The sequence below is a fragment of the Pseudoalteromonas sp. SMS1 genome (assembly GCF_021530565.1).
In the GTDB taxonomy this organism is placed as follows: Bacteria; Pseudomonadota; Gammaproteobacteria; order Enterobacterales; family Alteromonadaceae; genus Pseudoalteromonas.
Map to the genome: position 1 here is coordinate 445,550 of NZ_JAKGBI010000001.1, position 25,038 is coordinate 470,587.

General features: G+C 45.6%; 3 protein-coding genes (1 of these 3 running past the window's edge). All 3 read right to left on the reverse strand.

The genetic code is table 11. From position 1 onward, the window contains the following. Tightly spaced (at most 2 nt apart), the 3 genes in view from L1286_RS01740 to L1286_RS01750 form a layout consistent with a single transcriptional unit that may run on beyond the window. Window positions 1-2,470: the 5' end (the start) of a non-ribosomal peptide synthetase gene (locus L1286_RS01740; RefSeq protein ID WP_235405210.1), read on the reverse strand. 13,223 nt of this gene lie to the left of the window's left edge; only the first 2,470 of its 15,693 coding nucleotides appear in the window; its start codon is at window positions 2,468-2,470; its stop codon lies beyond the left edge, outside the window. 2 nt (window positions 2,471-2,472) lie between these two features. Beyond that, window positions 2,473-13,602: a non-ribosomal peptide synthetase gene (locus L1286_RS01745; protein WP_235405211.1), complete on the reverse strand. Its 11,130-nt coding sequence runs from the start codon at window positions 13,600-13,602 to the stop codon at window positions 2,473-2,475. A gap of 1 nt (window position 13,603) precedes the next feature. Next, window positions 13,604-25,009 carry a non-ribosomal peptide synthetase gene (locus L1286_RS01750; RefSeq protein WP_235405212.1) on the reverse strand — a complete coding sequence of 3,802 codons (11,406 nt, stop codon included), beginning with the start codon at window positions 25,007-25,009 and terminating at the stop codon, window positions 13,604-13,606. Between the last annotated feature and the right edge of the window lie 29 nt (window positions 25,010-25,038).

Consider the following 25,038-nt stretch of genomic DNA (forward strand, 5'->3'; position numbering starts at 1 on the left):
CATAATGATTGAATATTTGACTGTTTGGAAAGTGAGTTTGCAGTGCTTGCGCCAACGATACAGAAAATCGCTCACCGCCAATCACAAATTGATGGGCAGCATCTATTGGCTGTGAGGGTAATACTGGCAACAATGCAAAAATATGTGATGGCGTTAAGCGAATAAAACAATCGCCCAACTTATTGCCAGTGAGCACCTGCCCCAGATGTGATAGTTCATCTTGTTCACACAACAAATGAACACACCCGCCTTGTAGTAAGGGCACAAACAATCCAGGTAGTGTTAAATCAAATGTTACGGCACTGGCAACGAGCGCATCTTGCCCTGTGAAGTGATGTTTGCGTGAGATTTGGCAATAGTCATTCATGCCTTGGTGTGTAACTTCGACCCCTTTTGGTGTCCCAGTGGACCCGGAAGTGTACAACACATATGCACAGTCCTGTTGCGTGCAGGCTACACTCTCCATCGGCGTGTATTCTGCTAACCAGTTTTCGTCAATAAGCGCCTCATCTAGGTATACACTATCAACGCCATTTAAGGTCGTCATACCGGTTTGACGTTTGCGAAGCACGATTTCAATGTCAGCGTCTTCATAGATATATTGAAGACGCTGGGCTTTTGCATCAATTGGCAACATGACATAACTTGCCCCGATCTTGTGTACTGCTAACAGTGCAATCAACAATTCACTTTCACGACCGAGATATACCCCCACACGCTCGGAGGCTTCAACGCCGGCATCCAATAAAGCCGAAGCGAGTCGTCCGGCTTTGGTATTCAGTTGTAAGTAAGTTAATTGACCTGTTTCACCTTGCTCAGAAACTTGCTTTACAGCAATGGCATTGGGCGTTATTCGTGCTTGTGCTTCTATTTGCTTAATAACATTCGACTGTCTGTATTCTTCATCTGCAACACCTTGTCCCAACTTGAGTATGGGCGCCTCCCTCTCTGGCGTAATGAAGTCGATATCGACTAATCGTTTGTCGGGGTTTGCGACCATGTGCGCCAACAGCGTTGCAAAACTATTGGCCATCCCTTCAATTGAGCGACTTTCAAACAACTCTTCTTTAAAAGTCCAACTGAGAATCAACTCGTCTTCAAGTGCTTTTGCCGTTAAATCTAAATCAAACCTCACTTTATCGAATGATTTATCAATTGCCTCAAATTCAACATCATCTATCGCTAACTCTGCAGCCTCATGGTTTTGTAAGACAAACTTGATTTGGCATACAGGGTTATAAGCACGTGAACGCTCCGGATTAAGCACTTCAATCAACTGCTCAAGAGGCACCTGATCATTATCAAAGGCTTGCAGTGCCGTTGCTTTTGTTTGCGCCAGGAGTGAGGCAACGGTCGTCTCTTCATGAAATACCGTCCGAAAGACCAATGTATTAATAAAAAAGCCTATCATCGGTGCTAGTACAGCTTGCTTACGTCCACCATGGGGGATCCCCATAACGATATCTTGCTCGCCGCTGTAAAACGCGTTCAACGCTGCAAATGCACTTTGCAGCACAATGAAAAGACTAAGATCATAGTCACTGGCAAGGTGTTTAAGATCGCTTAAAAGCTGCCCATCAAGCCTTTGTGTAAATCGCTGAGCGTTATAGCTTTGCGTGGCTGGACGCGGCTTATCCAAAGGTAAGCCATGGACCTGCGGGATACCATCGAGTTGCTGTTTCCAGTATGCCAATTGTGCATCAAACAGCGTGCCTTCTTGGGCATGTCTTTGCCAGTAAGCAAAGTCATAGTATTGAATAGGCAGCTCAGGTAAGTTGGCCTGCGTACCACATTTATAAGCTTCATATAGTTGTACGAACTCTTTTACTAAGACCCCCATAGACCAACCATCAGAAGCTATATGATGCATGGTAAAAATCAGTGCACGCTCACGCTCGCCATGTGTCACGATGCAACAACGCAACATCAAATCACGCTCTAAATCAAACGGCTGATTCGCTTCTTCTTCAATATACTGGGCTAGCGCGTTTGCTGACTGACCACGCAAATCAACATGTGCAATACTGAGTGTATGTTGTGTCAACACTCGCTGCATTGGCTGTGATTCATACATTGAGAAAGTGGTTCTAAGCACCTGATGACGTTCAATAATCTCTGATAGTGCGTGTGTCGCGGCGGCTTCGTTAAAATCGCCTTTCACCGCTAAGGCATATGACAAATTATATTGTGCGCTGCCGCCTTCTAGCTGATCGATAAACCATAAACGCTGCTGCGCATAGGACAGTGGATAAAACGTCTGTTCAGGTGCAGGCGTAATTAAGTGTTGTGACAGCTCGCTCTTCTCAACCCGTTGTAACAACGCGATAAGCTGTTCTTTGTGCTCTTTTATCGCCGTCGCTAACGGTTTATCAATTACGCCCTTTGCCGCACTGGTCTTTAGCTTACCATCGACAACCGATAGATTAACCGATCTACTTTTAAGTTCTTTTAAAAGATCAAATACACCCATGATTACCATTCCAATTCTTCTAGTTCTTCTGATGATTGTTCTATTTGATGTCCTTGAGTCTGGGCATGTTGCGCTAGCAGCTGAATCAACTCAGCTTGCTCTGCTATCGTTGAATAGTTAAATAAATCAGCGACAGAGATGGCAACATCAAACTCGTTCAACATCATGGGGATTAATTTCATCGCTAAGATAGAGTGCCCACCCAATTCAAAAAAGCTGGATTGGGTACTGACTTCACTCAGGCTTAACACGTCTGACCAAAGCGCGGCTAAGCGCTTTTCAATTTCACTGGCTGGCGCCACAAACGCCTGTTGATTGGTGACTTGTACTTCAGGCAAAGCACGAATATCCACTTTCCCATTGGCATTGAGTGGCAGTATCTCCATATTCACGATAGATGCTGGGATCATGTAATAAGGAAGTATTTGTTTTAATTGGCTTTGGATACTGGCCTGTTGCTGCGTATTGCTCACGACATACGCCACAAGATAATGCTCGCCTGCACGGGATTGAGTGACGACGACCGCATCTTCGATATCAGGTAAGTTTTTAAGCGCAACTTCAACTTCACCCACTTCAATTCTGAAGCCTCGAATTTTGACTTGATTATCGATACGGCGAATAAACTCCAGTTTGCCAGACGCATTCCAACGCACTACATCACCGGTTTTGTAAGCCCGATGAGCGCTGCCATTAGGTAATGAGATTTGAACAAACGTATTGCTGTTTTGCACCAAATCAATATACCCCGTTGCCAAGCCATCCCCAGCAATATAAAGCTCTCCAGATACGCCAATGGGCACATGACGCTGTTGGGCGTCTAGCACATATAACTGAACGTTATCAACAGCTTTCCCTATTGATGGCACATCGGGCCAAAGTATAGGATCTCCTGTTAATGCTTCATGGCTCACAACAAAGCTCTCTGTGGGGCCATATAAGTTAATGAGCTGACATTGCTTCGCAGCGAAAAACTGTCTAATTTCGTCACTGATAAGAAGCTGCTCACCCGCAACCTGTAACACTTTCAACGATGACAAACATTCAGGCGAACTGTGTGTAAAGTGAACAAGACGTCCCAATAATGCCGTTGGGAAATAAGCGCATTCAACTTGGTGCTGGTCGATTAATTCGACAATTTTACCTAACTCATAGCGAGCTTGATCTTCCACGACCACTAACGTGCTGCCAGTGAAAAATGCTTGTGTTAATTCATATAACGACATATCAAAATTAATGGTCGAGTAATGCAGTACGGCGCCATTGTTATTGATTTGCGGATACTGGCGCTTCATCGCTTCGGCCACATTCACAAAGCTACGGTGGGAGTGCTCAACTCCTTTAGGCGTCCCGGTGGATCCCGATGTATATAACGCGACGAGCTTGCTATTTGCGTTGACCTCCAATGCTGCTAAATCAAGGTTTTGCTGAGACATGGCGCTAAACTGCGACACCTCATCCAACGCCAGCATCTCTACATTTTCAAAATGGGCATCGGGGATCAGTGCTTGTTGCGTTAACACTAGGTTGAGTTGTGTCTGCTGTTGAATAAACCGCAATCGACTCTCAGGGTAGCTCGCATCAAGAGGGACGTAGCCTGCACCCGCTTTTATAATCGCGAGGATCCCCACCACCATCTCAACACTGCGGTTACAGTGAAGGCCAACCCAAGTGCCAGCACAAACACCAAGAGACCGTAATTTATGTGCAACCTGATTTGCACGGATGTTGAGTGCTTGATAGCTCAGCTGTTGAGCACCAACAATCAAAGCACAGTGTTGCGGCGTTTTACGCACCCACTGCTCAAACCCTTGAGATATCGTCATCTCACTTGCATAAGGGGTTGTGGTTTGATGCTGCGAACAAATCATTTTCGCTTCTGCATCCGTTAATAAGTTAATCGCTGTTTGCTGGACTAAGCTCTGTAGAATTTGACCAAATTGCGCTTTGAGTCGTTCAACAGCCGTGCACTCATAGTCACAAGTACGATATCTGAACTCCACTCGCAGCGCATCATTGGGGTTCACTATCAAAGTCATGTTGTAATGGGTCTGCTGCTCACCTTGGGACGCCTCAATGGTAATTGCATGTTCCAAGTTCGACTCAGCGACTTCACCATCAATTGGAAAGTTTTCAAATACCAACAAGCTATCAAACAACGCCGTGCCCGCAGCTACATGAGACATCCTTTGAATTTGCGCCAGTGGCAAATACCCATATTCAACACTTTGCTGAAACTGCTGATGTAATTCAGTAAATGCTGACTCACGGGGTTGACCATCGACGAATCGGATCTTCACTGGAATTGTATTTATAAATAAGCCAACCATTGTTTCGATTCCAGAAACTGACGCCGGCCGACCCGATATCGTGGAGCCAAAAAGTATCTCTGACTCGCCACTATACTGATGCAATAAATATCCCCACGCCCACTGCACTAAGGTGTTAAGCGTCGTTTGGTGTTGTTTGGCTAATTGGTTAAGTTGCTCAGTATCACTTGAAGACAGCGACAAGGTTTGTTTGACATAAGCTGGCGCTTGAATTTGCGCTGGCTTGATTAGATCAAGCACGGTGGGGGAAACGACATTTGCCATAAGCTTCTGCCAGTAGCTTTGCGCCGCTAATTTATCCTGTGCAACCAGCCATGACATATAGTTTTCATAAGGCGTGGGTGTTAAAGGTTCAACCTTCCCTGTTAGTGATAGTTGCTCATATAAAGAGATCACGTCTCGATATATGACAGGGATACTCCACCCATCCGAAATTGTATGATGTTGGCTCCAAAGCAATTGAAAACGCGCATCCGCAATTTGTAGTAGCGTGATCCTCAGTAATGGAGCCGTTTTAAAATCAAAACCAAGCGCTCGATCTTGACGTTGAAGTTCAGCAAACTTACGCTGTTGCGCTGCCTCGTCCAGCTCACGCCAATCTTCAAACCGCCACGGCAAGGTCGCTTCGCTGACAACCAATTGATGTAATGAATCACCTTCGCCAACAAATACAGTGCGTAAAATATCATGCGCGTTGACCATTTCTTGCCAAGCTTGCTTAAATATGGACACGTCCAAGTTGCCAGCTAACACAGGAAACGTTTGTACCACATAGGTACCTGGGTTAATCATACTTTCAAATAGCAAGCCACTTTGCATAGGCGTCGCTGGGTAAAGTTTGTTTATCTTCGGGTATTGAGATTGCCAACTATCCAGCTGTCGTTGATCGACGTGTGCCAGTGAAAAGTCCGAAGGCGTGAAGCCTCCGACTTGAACTTGCTGACAATGCTCTATCACTGAGCGAATTCCGTCTTCTATCCATTTTGCAAGTTGCACCATGGTGCTTTTCGCATAGTTATCGGTGCTGTAATCAAGCACAAAAAACAATTGACCATCAAATACTTTGCCAGAAAGCCCTAAGCGGTGCATGCGCGACCTAGCATGGCTGATTTTTTCACCGACATGCTCAGGCGCGGCATCAAATGCCGTGTCCTCATTGAGGACCTGATCAAATTGCCCTAAGTAGTTAAATTCTAATTCTGGTTCTTGCCCTTCGCATACCGCCAATAATGCTGCATCTTGAGTGAGATAACGCAGTACACCATAACCTATACCGTTGTCTGGCAACGCACGATATTGCTCTTTCACCGCCTTTATTACATCAGCAACATGCGCACACTCACAGTGCAAGGCCAAAGGATATACACTAGTAAACCAGCCCACAGTACCTGACATATTGAGCGTGTCGAACAAAGGCTCCCGACCATGACCTTCTAAACGAATGCGCAGACCATCACTGCCTGTCCAGCGGCGCATACCAAGAAACACACCCGCAAGTAATAGTTCATTAATTTTCGTTCGATATACCTTATTACAATCTTGCAGTAACAACTGTGTTTCAGAGGCGGTCAATTCGATGGCGGTAGTCGCAGTACTGCCAATACTGCCCCAACCAGTATCTGGCTTATCTAGAGGCAGCGGGGCAATGTCATGATGATATTGAGCAACCCAGTAATCGCGCTGCTCAGACAAGCCCTCACTGTGCGCATAATCCGTTATCGCATTTGTCCATTGTTGATATGAAGATGTTTTTTCACCTAAGGTTATGGACTCGTGACGACACCATTGTTCATAGGCAGACTGAACATCATTCAGCAATATCCGCCAAGACACACCATCAACGACAATATGGTGAACTACTAAGAATAAACGACTGGCACCTTGCTCAGATTTGAAATAAACAGCGCGCAGTAAAGGCCCTTTTGACAACTCAAATGCACGTTGCCAATGGGTACAACGCGCCGTGATCCACTGCTCGCTATACTCCTCAGGTTGCATCTCCACAATACAACTATTGGTAATCAACGCCTCGTTATTAGCATGGTGCTCCCCTTGCCAATGCTGGCCTTGCTCTTCAAACCTGAGGCGCAGCGCGTCGTGTCTTTGGTAAATTTTTGCAATAATGGCTTCGAGCGCGTCTTGGTTAAATTCGTCAGGCACAGTGAGTAAAACGGCTTGATTGTAGTGATGCCTATCAACCGTTTCTTCATTTAAGAATAAGTGATGAATTGGCAGTAGTTTAATCCCACCTGTCACAGCAGCTTGAGGGGCTTCAACGCTCGTTGTTTTCCCAGCTAATTTGGCTAGCTCGGCGATTGTCTGAGCTTCAAATAACTGTTTTGTAGAGATTTCCACCTGCGACTCTTTCGCACGCGTCACCACCTGCATCGCGAGGATAGAATCCCCCCCATTTTCAAAAAAGTTATCATTGATCCCAATCTGATCAACACGTAAAACATCTTGCCAAATAGCTGTCAGTGTTAGCTCTATGTCATTTGAAGGGGCGACATAAGCTTGCTGTGCTTGATAGTTAGGTTTAGGCAACTTGGTTTTGTCTACTTTTCCATTGGTATTTAATGGCAGGTCATCAACCACAACAAAGGCCGAAGGCACCATATAGTCAGGCAAGTCTTGCTTTAAATATGCTCGCCAAGCTTTACCCAGTAAGACATCATTTTGCGCCTCTTCTGAAATATCGCGTACCACAATGTAAGCAGCCAAACGTGCCACGCCGCTGCTGTTGTCTGATAACACGATCGCTTTGGCTACCCAAGAATGAGTCAATAGGCGACTCTCTATTTCCCCCAGTTCAATCCTAAAACCGCGAATCTTAACTTGGTCATCAACCCTACCAACGAATGTGAGTTCACCATTATTGAGCCATTTAACCCAATCTCCCGTATGGTAGAAACGTGTGCCATCATCATCTTGGACGAATTTGCTTCCAGTGAGATCAGGACGGTTCAGATAACCCTGTGCCAATCCATAACCGGCCAAACACAACTCACCTTGGACCCCAATAGGCTGTCTTTGCCCATAGGCATTTACAACTTTAACTTCGACATTATCAAGTACATGACCCAGCGTTATGGGCTCATGGGGTAGCACGTCTTTGTGCGTCGCCGCGACCGTCCCTTCGGATGGACCATACGAGTTACAGACGCGACATTTTTGCGCCCATTGCCACGCTAAGCTTTCTTCACACGCTTCACCTGAAATAATGAGCACGGCCAGTGCATACGCTTTCTCTTGGGGGATTTCAGCCAACAAGGCGGGTGGTATGGCTGCATGTGTAATTTGTTTATCAACAATAAACGTAGACAGTTTGTCAGCAGATGTTCTCTGCGCTTGGCTACAAATAAACAGCGTGGCGCCACTGGTTAAAGCCCATAGCCACTCCCACGTTGCGCCATCAAAACTCAAGGACGCAAATCCAAGCACCCTGCTAAGTGAAGATGTGTCATATAATGAGCTTTGGTTGTGCGCCAAATTCACCATACCACGATGGTTCAATAAGACACCTTTAGGCTTCCCGGTAGAACCCGAAGTATATATGCAGTAACTCAAGTTATCGGGCGTTAGATTTAGCGATTCAGGTGCAATGTTGTCATCCGCAAACGGCGAAAGGAAAACCGCTCGCATTTGTTCATCCAAAGGAATCGTTGTGTACTCAGCCAATATGGCCTGTGTCTCCAATACCCCCTGCTGAGTGAGCACCACTTCAACGCCGGAATCTTCTAACATGGCACTGATACGCTCTTCTGGATACTCAGGGTCGATTGGTAAATAGGCGGCACCAGCTTTCAAAATACCCAAAATGCCGATCAACGTTTCGACTGAACGCTCAACGCACAACGCCACCAATTGGTTCGGTTTGACATCCTGAGAGAGCAATAACCGTGCAAGTTGATTTGCTGCTTGGTTAAGTGCCAGATAGGTGATTGACTCTCCCTCACATTCGACTGCAACGGCGTCAGGTTGAGCCTCAACAAATCGCTCAAACATTTCATGTACACATACACTCGCAATGTCAGCTGTGCGTGTTTGCAGCTGCGCAAGTTGCAGTTGGTCACTTTGTGGCAGAATAGCCATGGTCTGTACTGGCTGATTAGGATCAGCAACAATACACGCCAATAAACTTGCGAATGACTGCGCAAAACGCTCAATTGTTTGGTGCTCAAACAGACTGGTCGCATACAGCCAGCGAACGGCAAGCCCTTGGGGCGTTTCGGTGATATGCAACTCTAAATCATAACGACATTGCGCTTTATCAAGCTTATATTCACCGACAGTAATACCCGGTAAATCACCTTGTACATTGTTCAGGTTGTGCAACGTAAAACTGACCTGAAATACCGGGGCATGGTTTAGGCTTCGCTCAGGTTTGAGTTCATCAACCAATAGGTCAAATGGGACATCTTGATGTGCAAACGCATCTAACACCATGGCTTTATTTTGTTCTAATAACGCCACAAAGCTAGGATTACCCTCTAATGTTGTTCTGAGAACTAAGCTATTGATGAAGAAACCAACAAGTGACTCTAACTGCTTGTTTGTGCGACCAGCTACGGGGGAACCAATGACAATATCTGTTTCATTACTCCAACGTCCAATTAACAGCGCAAAAGCACTTTGCAGCACCATAAATAAGCTCGCACCGTGATCATTCGCTAATTTTTGCAGTGCACGCTGAGTTTGACTGTCAACAACATGGCTCACCTTGGCACCGTGAAACTCTTGTACAGGAGGTCTTTGTTTATCCAAAGGCAAACTGTGTACGACAGGCAATTCACTCAATTGTTGTTGCCAATAACGCAGCTGTTCGGCACATTGACTTGACTGAATAAAATCATGTTGCCAGCTTGCATAATCTGCATATTGTAAACTTAGAGGCTGTAAGTGTGGCGCTCGACCTTCTAAGCTGGCACGGTAGCACTCTATGAATTCATCGATCAGTAATGTGGTAGACCAACCATCAGCATTAATGTGATGTACCGTTAATAGCAGAACATGGTTTTGTGTATCCAAACGATACAAGGTAGCGCGCATTAATAGGTCATTGGATAAATCAAAAGGTTTTTGGCGCGCTAATCTAATTGCGTCATCCAGCACCATGCTCTGCTTGTCTATGTCCACGATCGAAAAGTCGAATGCACACGCGTCACGGATCACTTGATTGGGTTGACCATCGACGACGACATAGTTGCTACGTAATACTTCATGACGAGATAAAATAGTATCGAATGCGTACTGTAGCGCCGCTAGATCAAGATGCCCCTCTAACTTGAGTAAATTGTCGATATGATACTGCGTACTGCCTCCATCGATACTATCTACAAGCCATAACCTGCGCTGAGAAAATGACAGCGGTAGCGCGCTATCTCGGCTGATGCGTGGAATGAGTGTTTCGCGGGCAGCTGCGCGCGTTGATAATGCCTCTGCTAATGTACGGATTGTACTTAGTTCAAACAGCTCTCGTACTTGCACGCGTAAACTCAGCTGCACCTCGATTTCACTGATCACTTGGGTTGCCAGTAATGAGTGGCCACCTAAACTAAAGAAATTATCGTCTATGCCTATCTGTTGAAGACCAAGCACTGACTGCCAAATATCAGCAAGTTGCAGCTCTAATTCACTGCTTGGCGCAATGTATTGTTCTTTCTCGAAGTCACTGTCTTGTGGAGTTGGCAATGCTTTGGGATCAACTTTTCCGTTGTTGGTCAGCGGTATTGCACTTACAAACATAAAAACGGACGGGCACATATACTCCGGTAAATGCGCCTTACAGTGCGCACGAAGCTGAGTTGTTATGGTGTGCTTAACCCCTTCGAGCAAGGTCTCATCCTGTTCGCTTTCTAAAAAGTCTTGCTTGGGGACAATGTAACTGACAATCACACTGTCATGATTGTCCCGCTCACATACCACCGTACAGGCCTCACTCACATCGGTGAATTTATTTACAACAGCATCAATCTCAGACAACTCTATTCTAAACCCTCTGAGCTTAACTTGATTGTCAGCACGCCCTACGTACTCGAGCTCACCGCTATCTAAATAGCGTGCCAGGTCGCCGGTGCGATACATATATGGGTATATGCCTTCGTCATCGCGAATGAACTTGTCTGTTGGGTGCGTAGGTGATTGGATATACCCTTGACTCACACCCTTACCAGCCACCACGATCTCGCCTGTGGCACCTTGTGGTACTGGTTGTTGTTGCGCATTGAGAAGGTGTATATGGGTATTGGCAATACCTCTGCCAATCGGTACTGCACTTCGACTGGCATCAAGCGACGCTTTCGTCACTCGGTATACACTACAACCAACAGTTGTCTCAGTAGGACCATATTCATTGAAAAGCACCGCTTGCGGGCAAACTACTGAAAATAACTTGGCCGCAACCGATTGAGACAAAGCTTCTCCTCCCACAACAAAGTGATGCTTAGCGTCGCTTAGTGCTGGCGCGTCTTTGCTCAGGAGCTCAATATGTGCTGGTGTTAGCTTGAACAACCAGGGTTTAGGTTCGCAACAATACTGTTTTAGTTGAGGTAAATAGTTTTGGATTTCATCGGCAAGTAAGACGGCGGGTTTGCCAACAACCCATGGGGTCATTATTGATGTAACGGCCGCATCAAAAGTCAGGGGCACACTCACGACAGCTCCCGCCATATCCGCCATTTGATATTCAAGCGCCGCATACTCAACATAATTAACTACGTTGGCGTGGCTAACCCTGACCCCTTTTGGCACACCGGTAGAGCCAGACGTAAAAATCACATACGCAGTGTCTTGTGATGTCATTTGGGCTAATTCCGGGTTATCCGTTGACATGCCACTCAGTAGGTCGTCCACGAAGTCTAAAGGCAACACTTCTTGATCATCAAACGGCAGATCCATCATCAATTCAGACTGTGTCAACACCACTTTGATATCAGCCACCTCTAACTGTGCTGATATACGCGCCTGAGGAGCCTCTACATCGAAAGGCACATAAGCCCCACCCGCTTTAAGAATCCCTAACAGGCCCACTAACATATCCGTACTTCTGGTGGTGCATAGACCAACACATTCACCAATTTTAACCCCAGAAGCAATGAGATAATGTGCAACCCTATTCGCATTTGCATTAATACTTTCATAGCTATGCGCTTGTTCATCACATATTAGGGCGGTGTTACCTCCTTTGTATGTCGCCTGATTTTCAAAAAGCTGGTGCACGAAAGCCACGGTTTCATTTAATTCAATGGTCGCGTGTGCCTTGGGTACATCAACGGGGTCTAGCAGAGGCAAGGCCAATACATTGCATGCAGGGTCCGCAGCGGCTCCTCTCAACAGTGCACCGATGCTTCGAGCAAACCTTTCAATCGCGGTTTGCGTGAATAAAGTGCGGTTATACGACCAAACCATCGTTACACCATCGTTTTGGACAGAGACATTAAATTCGATGTCAAACTGATTGGTATTCTCTTCGTTTTCTAACGCGTTAATCTGCACACCGGGTAACACAACACCGGCCTCATTGTCGCCACCTTGATGATAGGAAAACAAAACTTGAAATAAGGGACTAAAAGCTAAGCTTCGTGAGGGCTGCAATTGCTCGACCAGCATATCAAACGGGATCTGCTGATGCGAAAATGCATCTAAAACGTTGGCTTTATTTTGCGTCAATAATGCTTCAAAACTGAGGGCAGGATCCACATTTGTACGGAGCACCAGCGTGTTGACAAAAAACCCGACTAATCCTTCAATTTCTCGATGCATTCGGCCTGAAATCGGGGTGCCCACGACAATATCAGACTCGTTGCTGTATCGTGCCATCCAAATCGCAAATATAGTATGCAGCGCCACAAAGGGCGTAACAGAATACTTTTGGCACAGCTCATCCAGTGCGCCGCGATCAACATTGTAAATGTATTTTCCGCCATCAAACTGCTGCTGTGCCGGGCGTTTATGGCACAGTGGTAATTGATGTATCTCTGGTAACTCAACTAGCTTTGATGTCCACCATTCTAGATGCTGTTTTAGAGCGTCTCCCTGCAGTGACTTTCTTTGCCACGCAGCAAAGTCCCGGTATTGAACAGATAGCGGTTCAAGGTTAGCGGAAGTTTGCGTCGCATAAGCACGATATAATTCGCTAAATTCGCGCATCAATACAGTACGCGACCACCCATCAGACGCAATATGATGAATGGTAAACAAACAGGTTATGTTATCTGCAGCAAGACGAATCAAACTGCACCTAAGCATGATATCCTGCGCTAGGTTGAAACTCTGCTGAGCACGCTGTAGCAAGCATGCTTGTAGCTGTTGCTGTTGTGTTTGTTCATCTTCATCACTGAGGTCAACTTGGTTTATCTCAACATGTGAGACATCATTCACTTGCTGCAATAGCTGATCATCAATTTTAATGAAAGTCGTGCGAAGAATCTCATGACGCTCAACAATGTTATCAAGCGCATATTGAATGGCTGCCAGATTAATGTCGCCGACCAATTCAATTGCAATGTTGATGTTATATTGTGCACTGTGCCCCTCAAGCTGATCGATGAACCACAACCGCTGCTGAGCATAGGAAGCAATGCTTGGCGCATCTCGATTGCTAAGCAATACGATTGGCTCAACAGCTAGCTCGCCTTCATCCTGTTGCAAAAATGCAATCAATTCTGTCTTGTTGTCTTTAATTAGTTTGATCACATTGGGATCGGTCACAGGCTGTTCTGAACGTGTTTTTAATTTTCCCGCATCAACATACGGATAAATCCCTAACTCGTTTAATTCCCTGACAAGATCTGTTAAACGCATATCACCACTCCGTTTCTTCCATATTTTGTTGTTCTTCCGCAAGTGCCATTTGAATGCTTCTTTTTTTAATTGTCAGCGCTTCTACTAATGTGGCGATACTGCGAATATCTGATTGCTCAAATAAGCTTCTCAGAGGAAGCTCAATATCAAACTCTTTTTGCACCGCATTGATCACACGTGTTCCCAATAGGGAGTTGCCACCCAAATCGAAAAAGTTTGCGGTAATACTGACGGTCTCTCGCTGTAAAACATCTTGCCAAATACTGACCAAACGATGTTCGATATCCGTCTCTGGTGGGGTAAATTGCGCGATGACATTTTGCGGTCGCGCCAACGCATGTAAGTTCACCTTGCCATTATTATTCAGTGGCATCGCGTCGATGACTTGAACTGATGTTGGGATCATATAGCTTGGCAAGCGGTGCTTTAAAAACGCCATAAATGCACGTTCATCAAATTCATTCTTAACGACCAAATAACTGGCTAATATGGTGTTTTCAACCTCCTCAAAGACTTTTACTGCCGCTTGTTCTACATCTCTGTAAGCACTTATTTGTAATTCAATTTCAGCCAGTTCAACACGGAAACCGCGTACTTTTACTTGCCTATCTAAACGCCCCATAAATGCAATATTGCCATCAGCCAGCTCTCGAACTTTGTCACCTGTACGGTACATGCGTGCGTAAGGACTGTGCGCATCTTTAACGTAAGGGTTATTTACAAACACGGATTGGTTAAGCTGCGGCCGATTTAAATACCCTTTAGCAACCCGCGGACTCGCAATACAGAGCTCTCCTGGTACGCCTGTAGGCACTCTAGCCCCAGATGTATCTAGGATCATCACTTCGGTATTGGGTAATGGCTTGCCGATAGGGATCTCAGTTTCAATGACCGCTTCATGCGACGTCACATCAAAACTCATCGCACCCACAACGGTTTCTGTTGGACCATAGTGATTAATAATTTGGCTATGCGCGAATTGGGCTTGTAAGCGTTTAGCCAAATCTGGCGCAAACCGTTCCCCGCCAATTACAAACACATGTTGTGCAATAAATATTTGATGCTCTATCAGCGGTAAAAGACCTTGTACGTGTGAAGGTGTTAAACGAATTAACAAAGACGAGTCATCGTGCTCAGCCAAAAACAGCGCAAGATCATTTAATTCATTCCCCTCTTTGAGCAGGTGCACACACCCACCATTTAATAAGGGGACGTAAAGGCCAGGAATCGTCAGGTCAAACACCGGTGCACTGGCAACTACGGAGCCATCACCAGGGTAATGATGTTTTGAAGATAACTGACAGTAGTCATTCAAGCCTAGCTGACTTATTTCCACTCCTTTTGGCTTACCGGTAGAGCCTGAAGTGTATAAAATATAAGCGCTATGTGCTGTATTTCTTTCTACCTCCGGGTTTTCTGCGGCATGTTTGCTAAAATTCCCCGTGCGCAATGCCTCATTACTTATCTCAATTAACGTCACTTTGTGAGGCAGGCTAGAGCCACTTTGTCCGTCATGAAGCACCACTTGAATTTCAGCATCTTCAATAATGCCCTCAAGCCGTTGCTGTTCTGCACCAATAGATAACATCACGTAAGTCGCTGCAATTTTTTGCACTGCCAGTAACGCAATAAGCAATTCTGTACTGCGCGCTAAGCACACCCCCACTTTTTGCTCAGGTGATACTCCGTGCGCTAATAAAGCGCTTGCCAGCCGGTTGGAATGTTCGTTTAATTGATGATAAGTCAACGTCGTTTGCGCATCACGTACTGCAATATTGTTGGGCGTTAACAGAACCTGTGCTTCAATATAGTCGATCAGTGTGCGCGCTCGGTTTGCCAATTCACGTACCCCCGTTTGCGAGCGAGACACATCGTCAAACAACGGGAAACTTCGTATGTTAAATTCAACATCTTGGGCAACCTGCTGCAATATTGACGTCAATGCTGCAGCAAAACGCGTCATAGTCTGAGCGTTGAAAAGTGCCGTTGCATACACCCAAGTAAACTCTAGCTGTCCTTCGGTCTCACCCACTACTAACTGAATATCAAACTTCGACTTAACGTCTTGTTCAATGAGCTTTTGCAATCGAAGTTCAGGTAATTCAATCGTTTGTTGCTCGTAATTTTGCATCGAGAGTAAAATCTGAAATACGGGTGCATGACTAAGGCTTCGCTCGGGGTTTAACTCATCAACTAACAGATCAAAAGGTAAATCCTGATGTGACATGGCATCCAAGTTCACTGCTTTGCAATGCTGTAAAAACGCTTCAAATGTTTGATGTTCTGCCAAACTGGTTCTCAGCACCAACGTATTGATAAAGCACCCTGATACGTTTTGGATATCGCTCAAGTTACGACCAGCTATCGGTGAACCAATCACAATGTCATCTTCACCACTCAAACGACCTAATAAAATTGAAAACGCGGTATGAATCACAGTGAATAATGTTGTGTCATAACCTGTTGCCAGTTTTTGTAATGAATCGAGCAGCTCCCTATCGATTACTTCTAGATGCTTTTGTGCGCCCAGCTGCTGCTGTGCAGGTCTTCGCTTGTCTGTAGGCAAAGTATGCAAAGTAGGCAATGACGCCAACTGCTGCTTCCAATAGTTGAGTTGCTGAGTTAAATGTTCATCTGAGAAATAAGTTCGCTGCCAAAATGCAAAATCCGCATATTGAATTGGCATTTCTGGGAGCGTAACACTCTTTTCACCCGCCACCTGTTGTTGATATAAATTTGCAAAATCATTGAGTAACAATGAGTTTGACCAACCATCGGTCGCAATATGATGAATCGTAAACACCAGTGCATGTTCGCCCTCGTTGAGCTTAATTAAACGCGCTCTTATCATCATGTCTGAGCTCAAATCGAATGCTTGCTCAGTTTCGCTATTCACAGCTTGTCGCAATGCTGCCTGTTTCGCTGATGCAGTGAGCGCTGATATATCTTCAACGACCAAAGGAACATCGTAGTGTGATGTGACAAATTGATAAGTACCTTCATCATTTTGTAAATACACGGTGCGAAGAATTTCGTGTCTTTTGACCAACTCTGATAGCGCTCGTTGCAACCCGGGCACGTGCAGTTCACCAACGAGCTTAACGGGCATTGAAATATTGTATTGCGCGCTACCACCTTCTAGTTGATCAATAAACCAAATCCGTTGTTGTGCGTACGACAGCACCAAAGGTTCATCTTTCGAGACTGCACTGATATGTTGTTGATACTCGACCCTTAACGTATCTAAATATGACGCAAACGCCTCTAGTTGCTGATTTTCAAAGACGTCTCTCACCGTGACGGTTTTGCCAAGCTCGCTAGCAATGTCACTGACCAGTTTAATTGCCATGATGGAGTGACCACCCAATTCAAAGAATCCGCTGTTTCTGCCAACTTCTTCAACCCCCAAAGTATTTTTCCAAATACCAGCCAGCGCCTTCTCTGTGGGTGTCTGAGCTGGCAAAAGCGCTATCGCCGAAAAGTCATAATCAGGTAATGGCAATGCGTCGTAATCGACCTTCCCATTTCGCGTTAATGGTATTTTTTGTATCGCAATGATCGCACTTGGCAACATATACGAAGGCAAATGACGCGCTAAGCTTTGTTCAATTCCTTGTATATTCTGTTCATGACTGTCTAAAACAACATACGCAACGATTTGCTGGCTACCTTGTATATCGAGCACATGTACCACAGCGTCAGTCACTTTTTTAACGCACAACAGCTGTTGCTCAATGTGCGCAAGTTCAATCCGGTAACCTCTGATCTTAACTTGATTGTCAATGCGGCCTATAAACTCCAAACAGCCCGACTCGCTCCAGCGTACTTTATCGCCTGTCTTATAAAGTCTAGAGTGTGAATTAAAGGGATCGATTACAAACTGTTGCTGTGTCAATTGAGCATTATTGATATATCCTCTAGCAATGCCTGCACCGCCGATATATAGCTCACCAGACACACCAACTGGCACACGTTGCATATGTGCATCTAAAACATAAATACGTACATTGTTTAGGGGACGCCCTATCACCGCCTTTTGACCTTTAATTAAGGCCCAAGTCGTATCAACGGTACATTCTGTCGGCCCGTACACATTAAGTGCTTTTTTACCTGTCGCAGCTTGCCACTTCACCAATCGTTGCCACAATGCATCAGAGATAGCCTCACCACCAATCAGCAAGTTCGGTAAATACTCTCCCAACCCCTGCCCTAGCCATACTTCCAATAAACTAGGCGTGCAGTCCATCACAGTGATGGAACGTTCATGAGTCAGCAACAAATGTTTCAATGCCGATATATTCATTTTTTGGTGATCACTCAGCACATAGATCTCTGCACCATGCGCCAATTGCACCAACGCTTTTATCGACGAGTCAAATGCATAAGTGGCACTCAGTGCAAAGCAACCTCCAAATATAGTGTGATCAATGCCCTTTGGTCCCAAGTTGGCTGCTAAATTCGCCAATGATGCATGCTCAACCATCACGCCTTTAGGCTTACCTGATGATCCAGATGTATAGATAACATAAGCAAGTTGTGTCGCATCGACCTCAACACTGAGTGGATTATCTGCAGGGAAAGTACTGAGATCTAAGTCTTTGACATTGACCCGATTCACCGAGACAGCCAAAGAAATGTCTGCATCGCAAAGTAATAAGACACTGTCACTGTCCGCGACAATTTGCTCAGTCAGCTCATTCGGGCTAGCAGTGTCAATCGGCACATACGCAGCCCCTGCTTTTAAGATCGCTAAAATGCAGACAATCGACATACATGAGCGATTGAGCAATAGCGCTATTTTGTCCTCAGGTTTCACGTTTTGTGCGCACAAGTAATGTGCGAGCTGGTTGGCCATTTTGTTGACCGTGTGATAATCAAGCGCCATGGACCCATCGCTTAACGCAATACGTTGAGGGGCCGCTTCAGCCTGTTGCTCAAACGCATGATGCAGCAACGTGGTGCACGGTACTTGCTGACCAAGCTCCCATGCTACGATATTTTCATGGGCCGCCTCTGATATTAAAGGTATTGATTTAACAGGCGCTTGAGGGTCTTCAACACACGCCGATAGCAATGCATTGTACGCGTCACTGAGGCGTGTGATGGTTGTCCGTTCAAAAATAGAGGTAGCGTAACGCCATGACAATTCGAGGCCCTGTTTAGACTCTGTTGCACTCAGTTGAAGGTCAAATTTAGACAATTCCTGCTGAGCAGGTATGTCCTCGATAGTGAGCGCAGGTAATGACAAGGACACCTGTTCATTATTTCGCATTGAGAACAATATTTGGAACAATGCAGCATGATTAAGCTGACGATCTGGATTGAGCTTATCTACAAGCATGTCAAATGGTACATCTTGATGGGCATACGCTGCCAATGATGTTTCTTTGCTTTGCTGCAGTAGATCCACAAAAGATGGGTTATCCGATAAGTCTGTGCGAAGCAGCAAAGTATTTACAAATAAACCAATCAGCGGCTCAACATCTTTATGGTTTCGCCCAGAAATAGGCGTACCAATGACAATATCATCTTCATTACTAAAGCGTGCTACCACAGCTGCAAATAAGACTTCCAGTAACATAAACAAGGTTGCACCATTGTCTAGCGCGAACTGTTGTAACCTTTGCAATACAGCTTCGCTGAGGCATACATCATAGCTTTGTGCATCAAACTGCTGCTGTTGTGGTCGAGGTTTGTCCAATGGTAATCCATGGACAATTGGCAATTCGGCCAATTGCGAAGACCAGTAACTCAATTGTTTGTCTAGTTCATGCGCATTAAGCTGCTGACGCTGCCACATCGCGTAATCAGCATATTGGATTGGTAATGGCGCCAATTGACTGTCAGTGCCACTGTGAAAGCATTGATACAAGTGTGCAAACTCTTTGACTAGAATGCCATTGGACCACCCATCTGATGCGATATGATGTAGTGTAATGAAGAGCGCGTGACGCGTTGGCGCCAACTGCACCAATTTGGCCCGAAACATCATATCGCTCTGAAGGTCAAAGCCCGTCAACCACTCATTCGCTTCGATTTCACTGAGCCTTTGCAGTTGCTCCTGCTCGTCATAGGCCTGCAAATCCTCTTGTGTGATCGCAACCTGACCTTCAGGTAAAATAACTTGAATTGGCTGCCCTTGCTTCTTGTGATAACAGGTCCGCAAGACTTCGTGCCTGTTAACAAGCGCATTTAGCGCGGCGTGCAATGCGCCAACGTTCAAATCCCCAGACAACATCAATGCCATGGGCATATTATATTGACTGCTGTTTTTCTCTAACTGGTCAATGAACCAGAGTCTTTGTTGAGAAAATGAAAGTGCAAGATCCGTCTCTCTCAAACAATGAGGAATTCGCTTAAAGTCTTTGCGCTCCATCGCATCAATGTGCTTGGCCATTTTATGCAACGTTCGACAATCAAAAAATTCACTCACCGTAATGGGTTTGTTAAACAACTTCGTGATGTCACTGACCACTCGTGTCGCAATGAGCGAGTGCCCGCCCAGCGCAAAAAAGTCATCACTTGGTGATAATTGCTCTATGTTTAACGCCCGACGCCAAATATCAGCCAGCATCACTTCTGTGGGGCTGGAGAATACACCCGTTGAAGACACGTTATTTTGCGGTTTTGTAAGCTGCTTGCGATTAACTTTACCATTCGCTGACAGGGGTAAACTCGCCAAGGTAACTACTGCTGAAGGGATCATGTAGTGAGGTAACTTAGCTTGCAAATAAGTTTGCAGTACTTGGCTCTCTACCTCATTGTCTAATACAACATAAGCAACCAACTGAGCCTGGTGCGCTTCCTCCCAAACGTGTGCCACACAAGCAGAAACCGCAGAATGTCCAAGCAGTTGCTGCTCTATTTCACCGAGCTCAATTCGATAACCACGAATCTTTACTTGGTCATCCATACGGCTGATAAATGCAATGTTACCGTCAGGCAGTAACCTTGCTCTGTCGCCTGTACGATATAGCCTTTCACCAGCTACAAATGGGCTATCAATAAAACGCGCATCCGTCATTTCGGGCTGGTTCAAATAGCCTTTAGCAACGCGCGTACCACCAATGTAGATTTCACCTGGGACACCTATCGGCGTAAGGTCCATATGCTGATCTAAAACGTACACAGACGTATTGGGTAAAGCAGTCCCTATTGGGATTTCTGTTTCAAGCGTTGCGATATTGGCACTGACGTCATAACACACAGCCCCCACTACCGTCTCAGTGGGGCCATAATGGTTGTAGATCTGTGCGTTGACAAAACAAGTTTGCATCTGCTTGGCAATCGACACATCAAACCGCTCACCACCAATCACGAACACATGTTCTGAACTTGATTGAGACACGGTGAGTAGCGGCAATACGCCTTGAATATGCGAGGGTGTCAGTCGAATAAAGTGTCCGCTCATTTCAGGGTCAGATAATAACGCTGCCAACTTAGTGAGTTCATCTCCTGCACTGACTAAGTTCACACAACCACCACGCATCAATGGCACATATAACCCCGGAATACTCAAATCAAACGTCGTCGCCGTCGCAACCAGTGAACCGTTGCCACGATAATGCTTTTGTGCGGATATCTGGCAATAATCTAAAAGCCCTTGCTGAGTGACTTCTACTCCCTTTGGCGTACCAGTTGAACCGGATGTATACAAAATGTAGGCGATATCCGAAGGAGAAATTTCTACCCTAGGATTGTCCTCTTGATACTCGCAGAGCCACTGTATATCGTGCTCTGCTTCATCGATAAAGAACGTATCAACACCACCAATGGCGGTTAACTCATGGCTTTTTGCCTGTAAAACAACCTCAATTTGTGCGTCTTTCACAATGCGATTAATACGTTCAATATCATGGCCAGTCGGCAACACCACATAGGTCACACCAAGCTTTTGTACTGCCAACAGCGCAATAGAAAATGCGATCGAGCGCTCCAGATACAGGCCGACACACTCACCTTGTTCAACCCCAGATTCATCCAAAGCCCAAGCCAATTTATTCGCTTGTCTGTTCAAAACCTCATAAGTTAGCGACAACTCATCGCAACATACTGCAATGGCATGGGGTGTTTTTTCGACCTGTTCTTCAATTTGACGAACAAGACAAGATTGCGTGTCATACGTCAATGATTCCCCTTGCCCTTGCTGTAATAACGCTGCTTTTTCTATTGCTGGTACCATTTCAATGTGACGAAGTTGGCAGCTAGGTGTCTTGCAAATCGTATCTAACACCGCGTTTAAGGCTGAGGCCATACGTGCAATCGTCGCACGTTTAAATAAAGATTTTTTAAAGGTCCATTCGAGTAACAGCGCACCTTCTCGCTCTGTACCAGTCAAATCTAAATCAAAATGTACTTGAGTCGGCAACGTATCGTCATATGGCCTAATCGTGACATGAGGCAACACCAACTCACCCGATGCAAAATTTTGTAATACAAACTTTATTTGGCAAAGCGGGTTGTACGCGCTGGAACGCTCAGGATTAACCGCTTCAACTACAGCATCAAAAGGAACCTGTTGATGCTCGTACGCTGCCAACGTATTTGATTTGACCTGCGCGAGCAAAGCATCGAATGTGTCAATGCCGTCAGTGTTAATTCGATTGACTAAGGTGTTGACAAACAAACCAATAATTAACTCAAATGATTTATGCTCGCGTCCAGCAATCGGCGTCCCGATCACAATGTCTGTTTCACCGCTGAAGCGCGACAAAACGAGCGCAAAAGCCGTTTCTAACAGCATAAATAACGTCACTTGATGCGCACTGGCTAGCGCATTCAATTGCGCTAGCTGCGTGGGATTTATTTGCTGAGTGTATACCTCACCTTCATGCCGTTGCTTTACTGGACGCGGAAAATCTAAAGGTAGGCTGTGTACATCAGGTATGCCGTCTAAATATGTTTGCCAGTAGGCAACTGAACTTTTATATTCTCCATGTTCAAATCGCGTTCTCTGCGTATGCGCATAGTCAACATATTGCATTTCAAGTTCAGGAAGTTCACACTTTTCACCCGTTAGGTAACTGCTGTAAAACGTTGTGAATTCGCGAATTAGCAGAGACAAAGACCATCCATCCGTCGCAATGTGATGCATCGTCCACACAAGTACGGTGTTTTGCGCCGACTTTTTAACAAGCATGACGCGTAGTGGCATATCTTTAGATAAATCAAATACACATTCTGCTTGTTTCGCAACTAACTCGTTGATGGCCTGATTTTGCTGCGCAGGCGTTTCAGTAGACAGATCCACGATTTCAAGTGGCAGTGCAATCTCAGGATGTATCACGCATAACACTTGATCATTGGCGTGTGTGTACGTCGTACGAAGAACTTCATGGCGAGCAACCAACGCTTGCAGCGCTTTGCGCACCGCGTCTAACTGCAGCCCCCCTTGCAGTTCAATTGCCTCGCTAATATTGTACTCAGGAGAGCCGCCCTGAAGATGATCCAAAAACCACAGTCTCTGTTGCGCATAAGAAGCGTTCATTGCCGTATTACGGTCTGCGGTTTCAACGGTATCCGTCTGAACGTGTTCTATTTGCTCAATATATGAGGCAAATGATCGTAGGCTGACGTGCTCAAAAACCGCCTTGATAGGCACTCTTTTGCCAATAACGGCTTCTAATTCACTCACAAGACGCGTTGCTAATAAAGAATGACCGCCCAACTCAAAAAAGTTGGCTGTCATACTAATTTTTTCCTCATCTAGCACGAGTAATCTAGCCACTAGTTCACGGATTTTTCCCTCAAGTTGTGTATTTGCTTCAACAAACGTGCCTTGTACCTCAGCTAATTCTGGCTCCGGCAGCGCTTCGCGGTTTATTTTCCCTGTCGACGTTAATGGCCAGTTTGTGAGTGGCACCAAAGCAGCCGGGATCATGTATTTAGGTAGATTTGCAGTGAGTTTATCTTGCAGCTGAGCAATCAGATTTGACATGCTATTGGCGAGGTGAGACGCTGACACACACACATAAGCAATGAGCTGCTTTAAGTCTGTACTGCTCGTCTTTAGCAGCACCAGCGCAGATTCCACCTCTTCACATTCGACGAGCACATGCTCGATTTCACCCAGCTCGATTCGATAACCTCTTAACTTTATTTGATTATCAGCTCGACCAATATAATCAAGTTCACCCGTGTCATTGTAACGGACCAAATCTCCCGTTTTATAGAAAATGCCATCTCCGCTAACTGGATGGCGAATAAAACGTTCTTCAGTCATTTTTTGTTGGTTTAGATATCCCAGAGCAACACCGTCGCCCCCCGTCAATAGCTCACCAATGCCACCTTGTGGTGTTAAGCTGCCATCTCTGGCCACCACAATCAATTCACTTCCATTTAGTACAGAACCAATTGGTAATGCAGGCGCGTTTGAAGGTGTTTGATAAACGCCTCTTGGTACTTCATAAAAGCTGGTAAAAGTTGTGTTTTCGGTGGGACCATACACGTTGACCAAAGTAACATCAGGCAACGCAGATAACATTCTTGCTGCAGCTTGCTTGTCTGCCACTTCTCCACCAAACAAAATACGTTTTAAAGCGGGCAGCTTGGGTTTAGTGTGACTCCATTGGTTAAATAAACCTGTGGTCATAAACAAGGTGTCTACTTGATTGTCTGCCAGTAATTCGTTCATCACAGGCAAATCAATTTGTTGCTCAGGGTAGAAAATACACCGACCGCCATTTAATAGTGGCCCCCACAGTTCAAAAGTTGCAGCATCAAAAGAAATGGAAGCAAAGTGAACAACGCGAGAATGCTCATTCAGTTCACAATAATTAGGCGAACGCACCAACCTACACACACCACGATGCGGGGTTACGACACCTTTGGGTTTACCAGTAGTTCCAGATGTGTAGTTAACATACGCAGGCGTATCAGGTGAGACCACTTGCGAGACGTATGCCTTGTTGCACTCACTCACGTCGACATCATCTAGATTAATCACGTCATTGGCGATATTGGAAACGCATATAGCCGTGTCACCAATAGATAAAACGGTATTCAATGCAGCGTCTTGTATGATCAATGCAATGCGAGAAGCTGGATAAGTAGGGTCGAGTGGCACATAAGCAGCACCGGTCTTCAATATGGCGAGTATTGCCACCATCATTTGCGGACAGCGAGGAATACACACACCGATAAGCGAGCCAGGTTCCACCCCCATAGCAGAGATGGTATGTGCTAGCGCATTCGCTCTCTCATTCAATTGCTTATACGTTAATGTCTCGCCACGATAGCTTATCGCAACATGATTAGGGAATAAGTCAACTTGATGCTCAAATAACTTGTGAATACTTTGCGTAGGCACCTGATACGCGCCTTGATAACGGCCTAGGGTCAGTAATGCTTGTTGCTCATCGCTTTCCAGCATCGGGATTTGTGCCAGTGTCTGCGTCGCCTCTGCCATGCCCATCTCATGGACCACGTTTGTAAAGT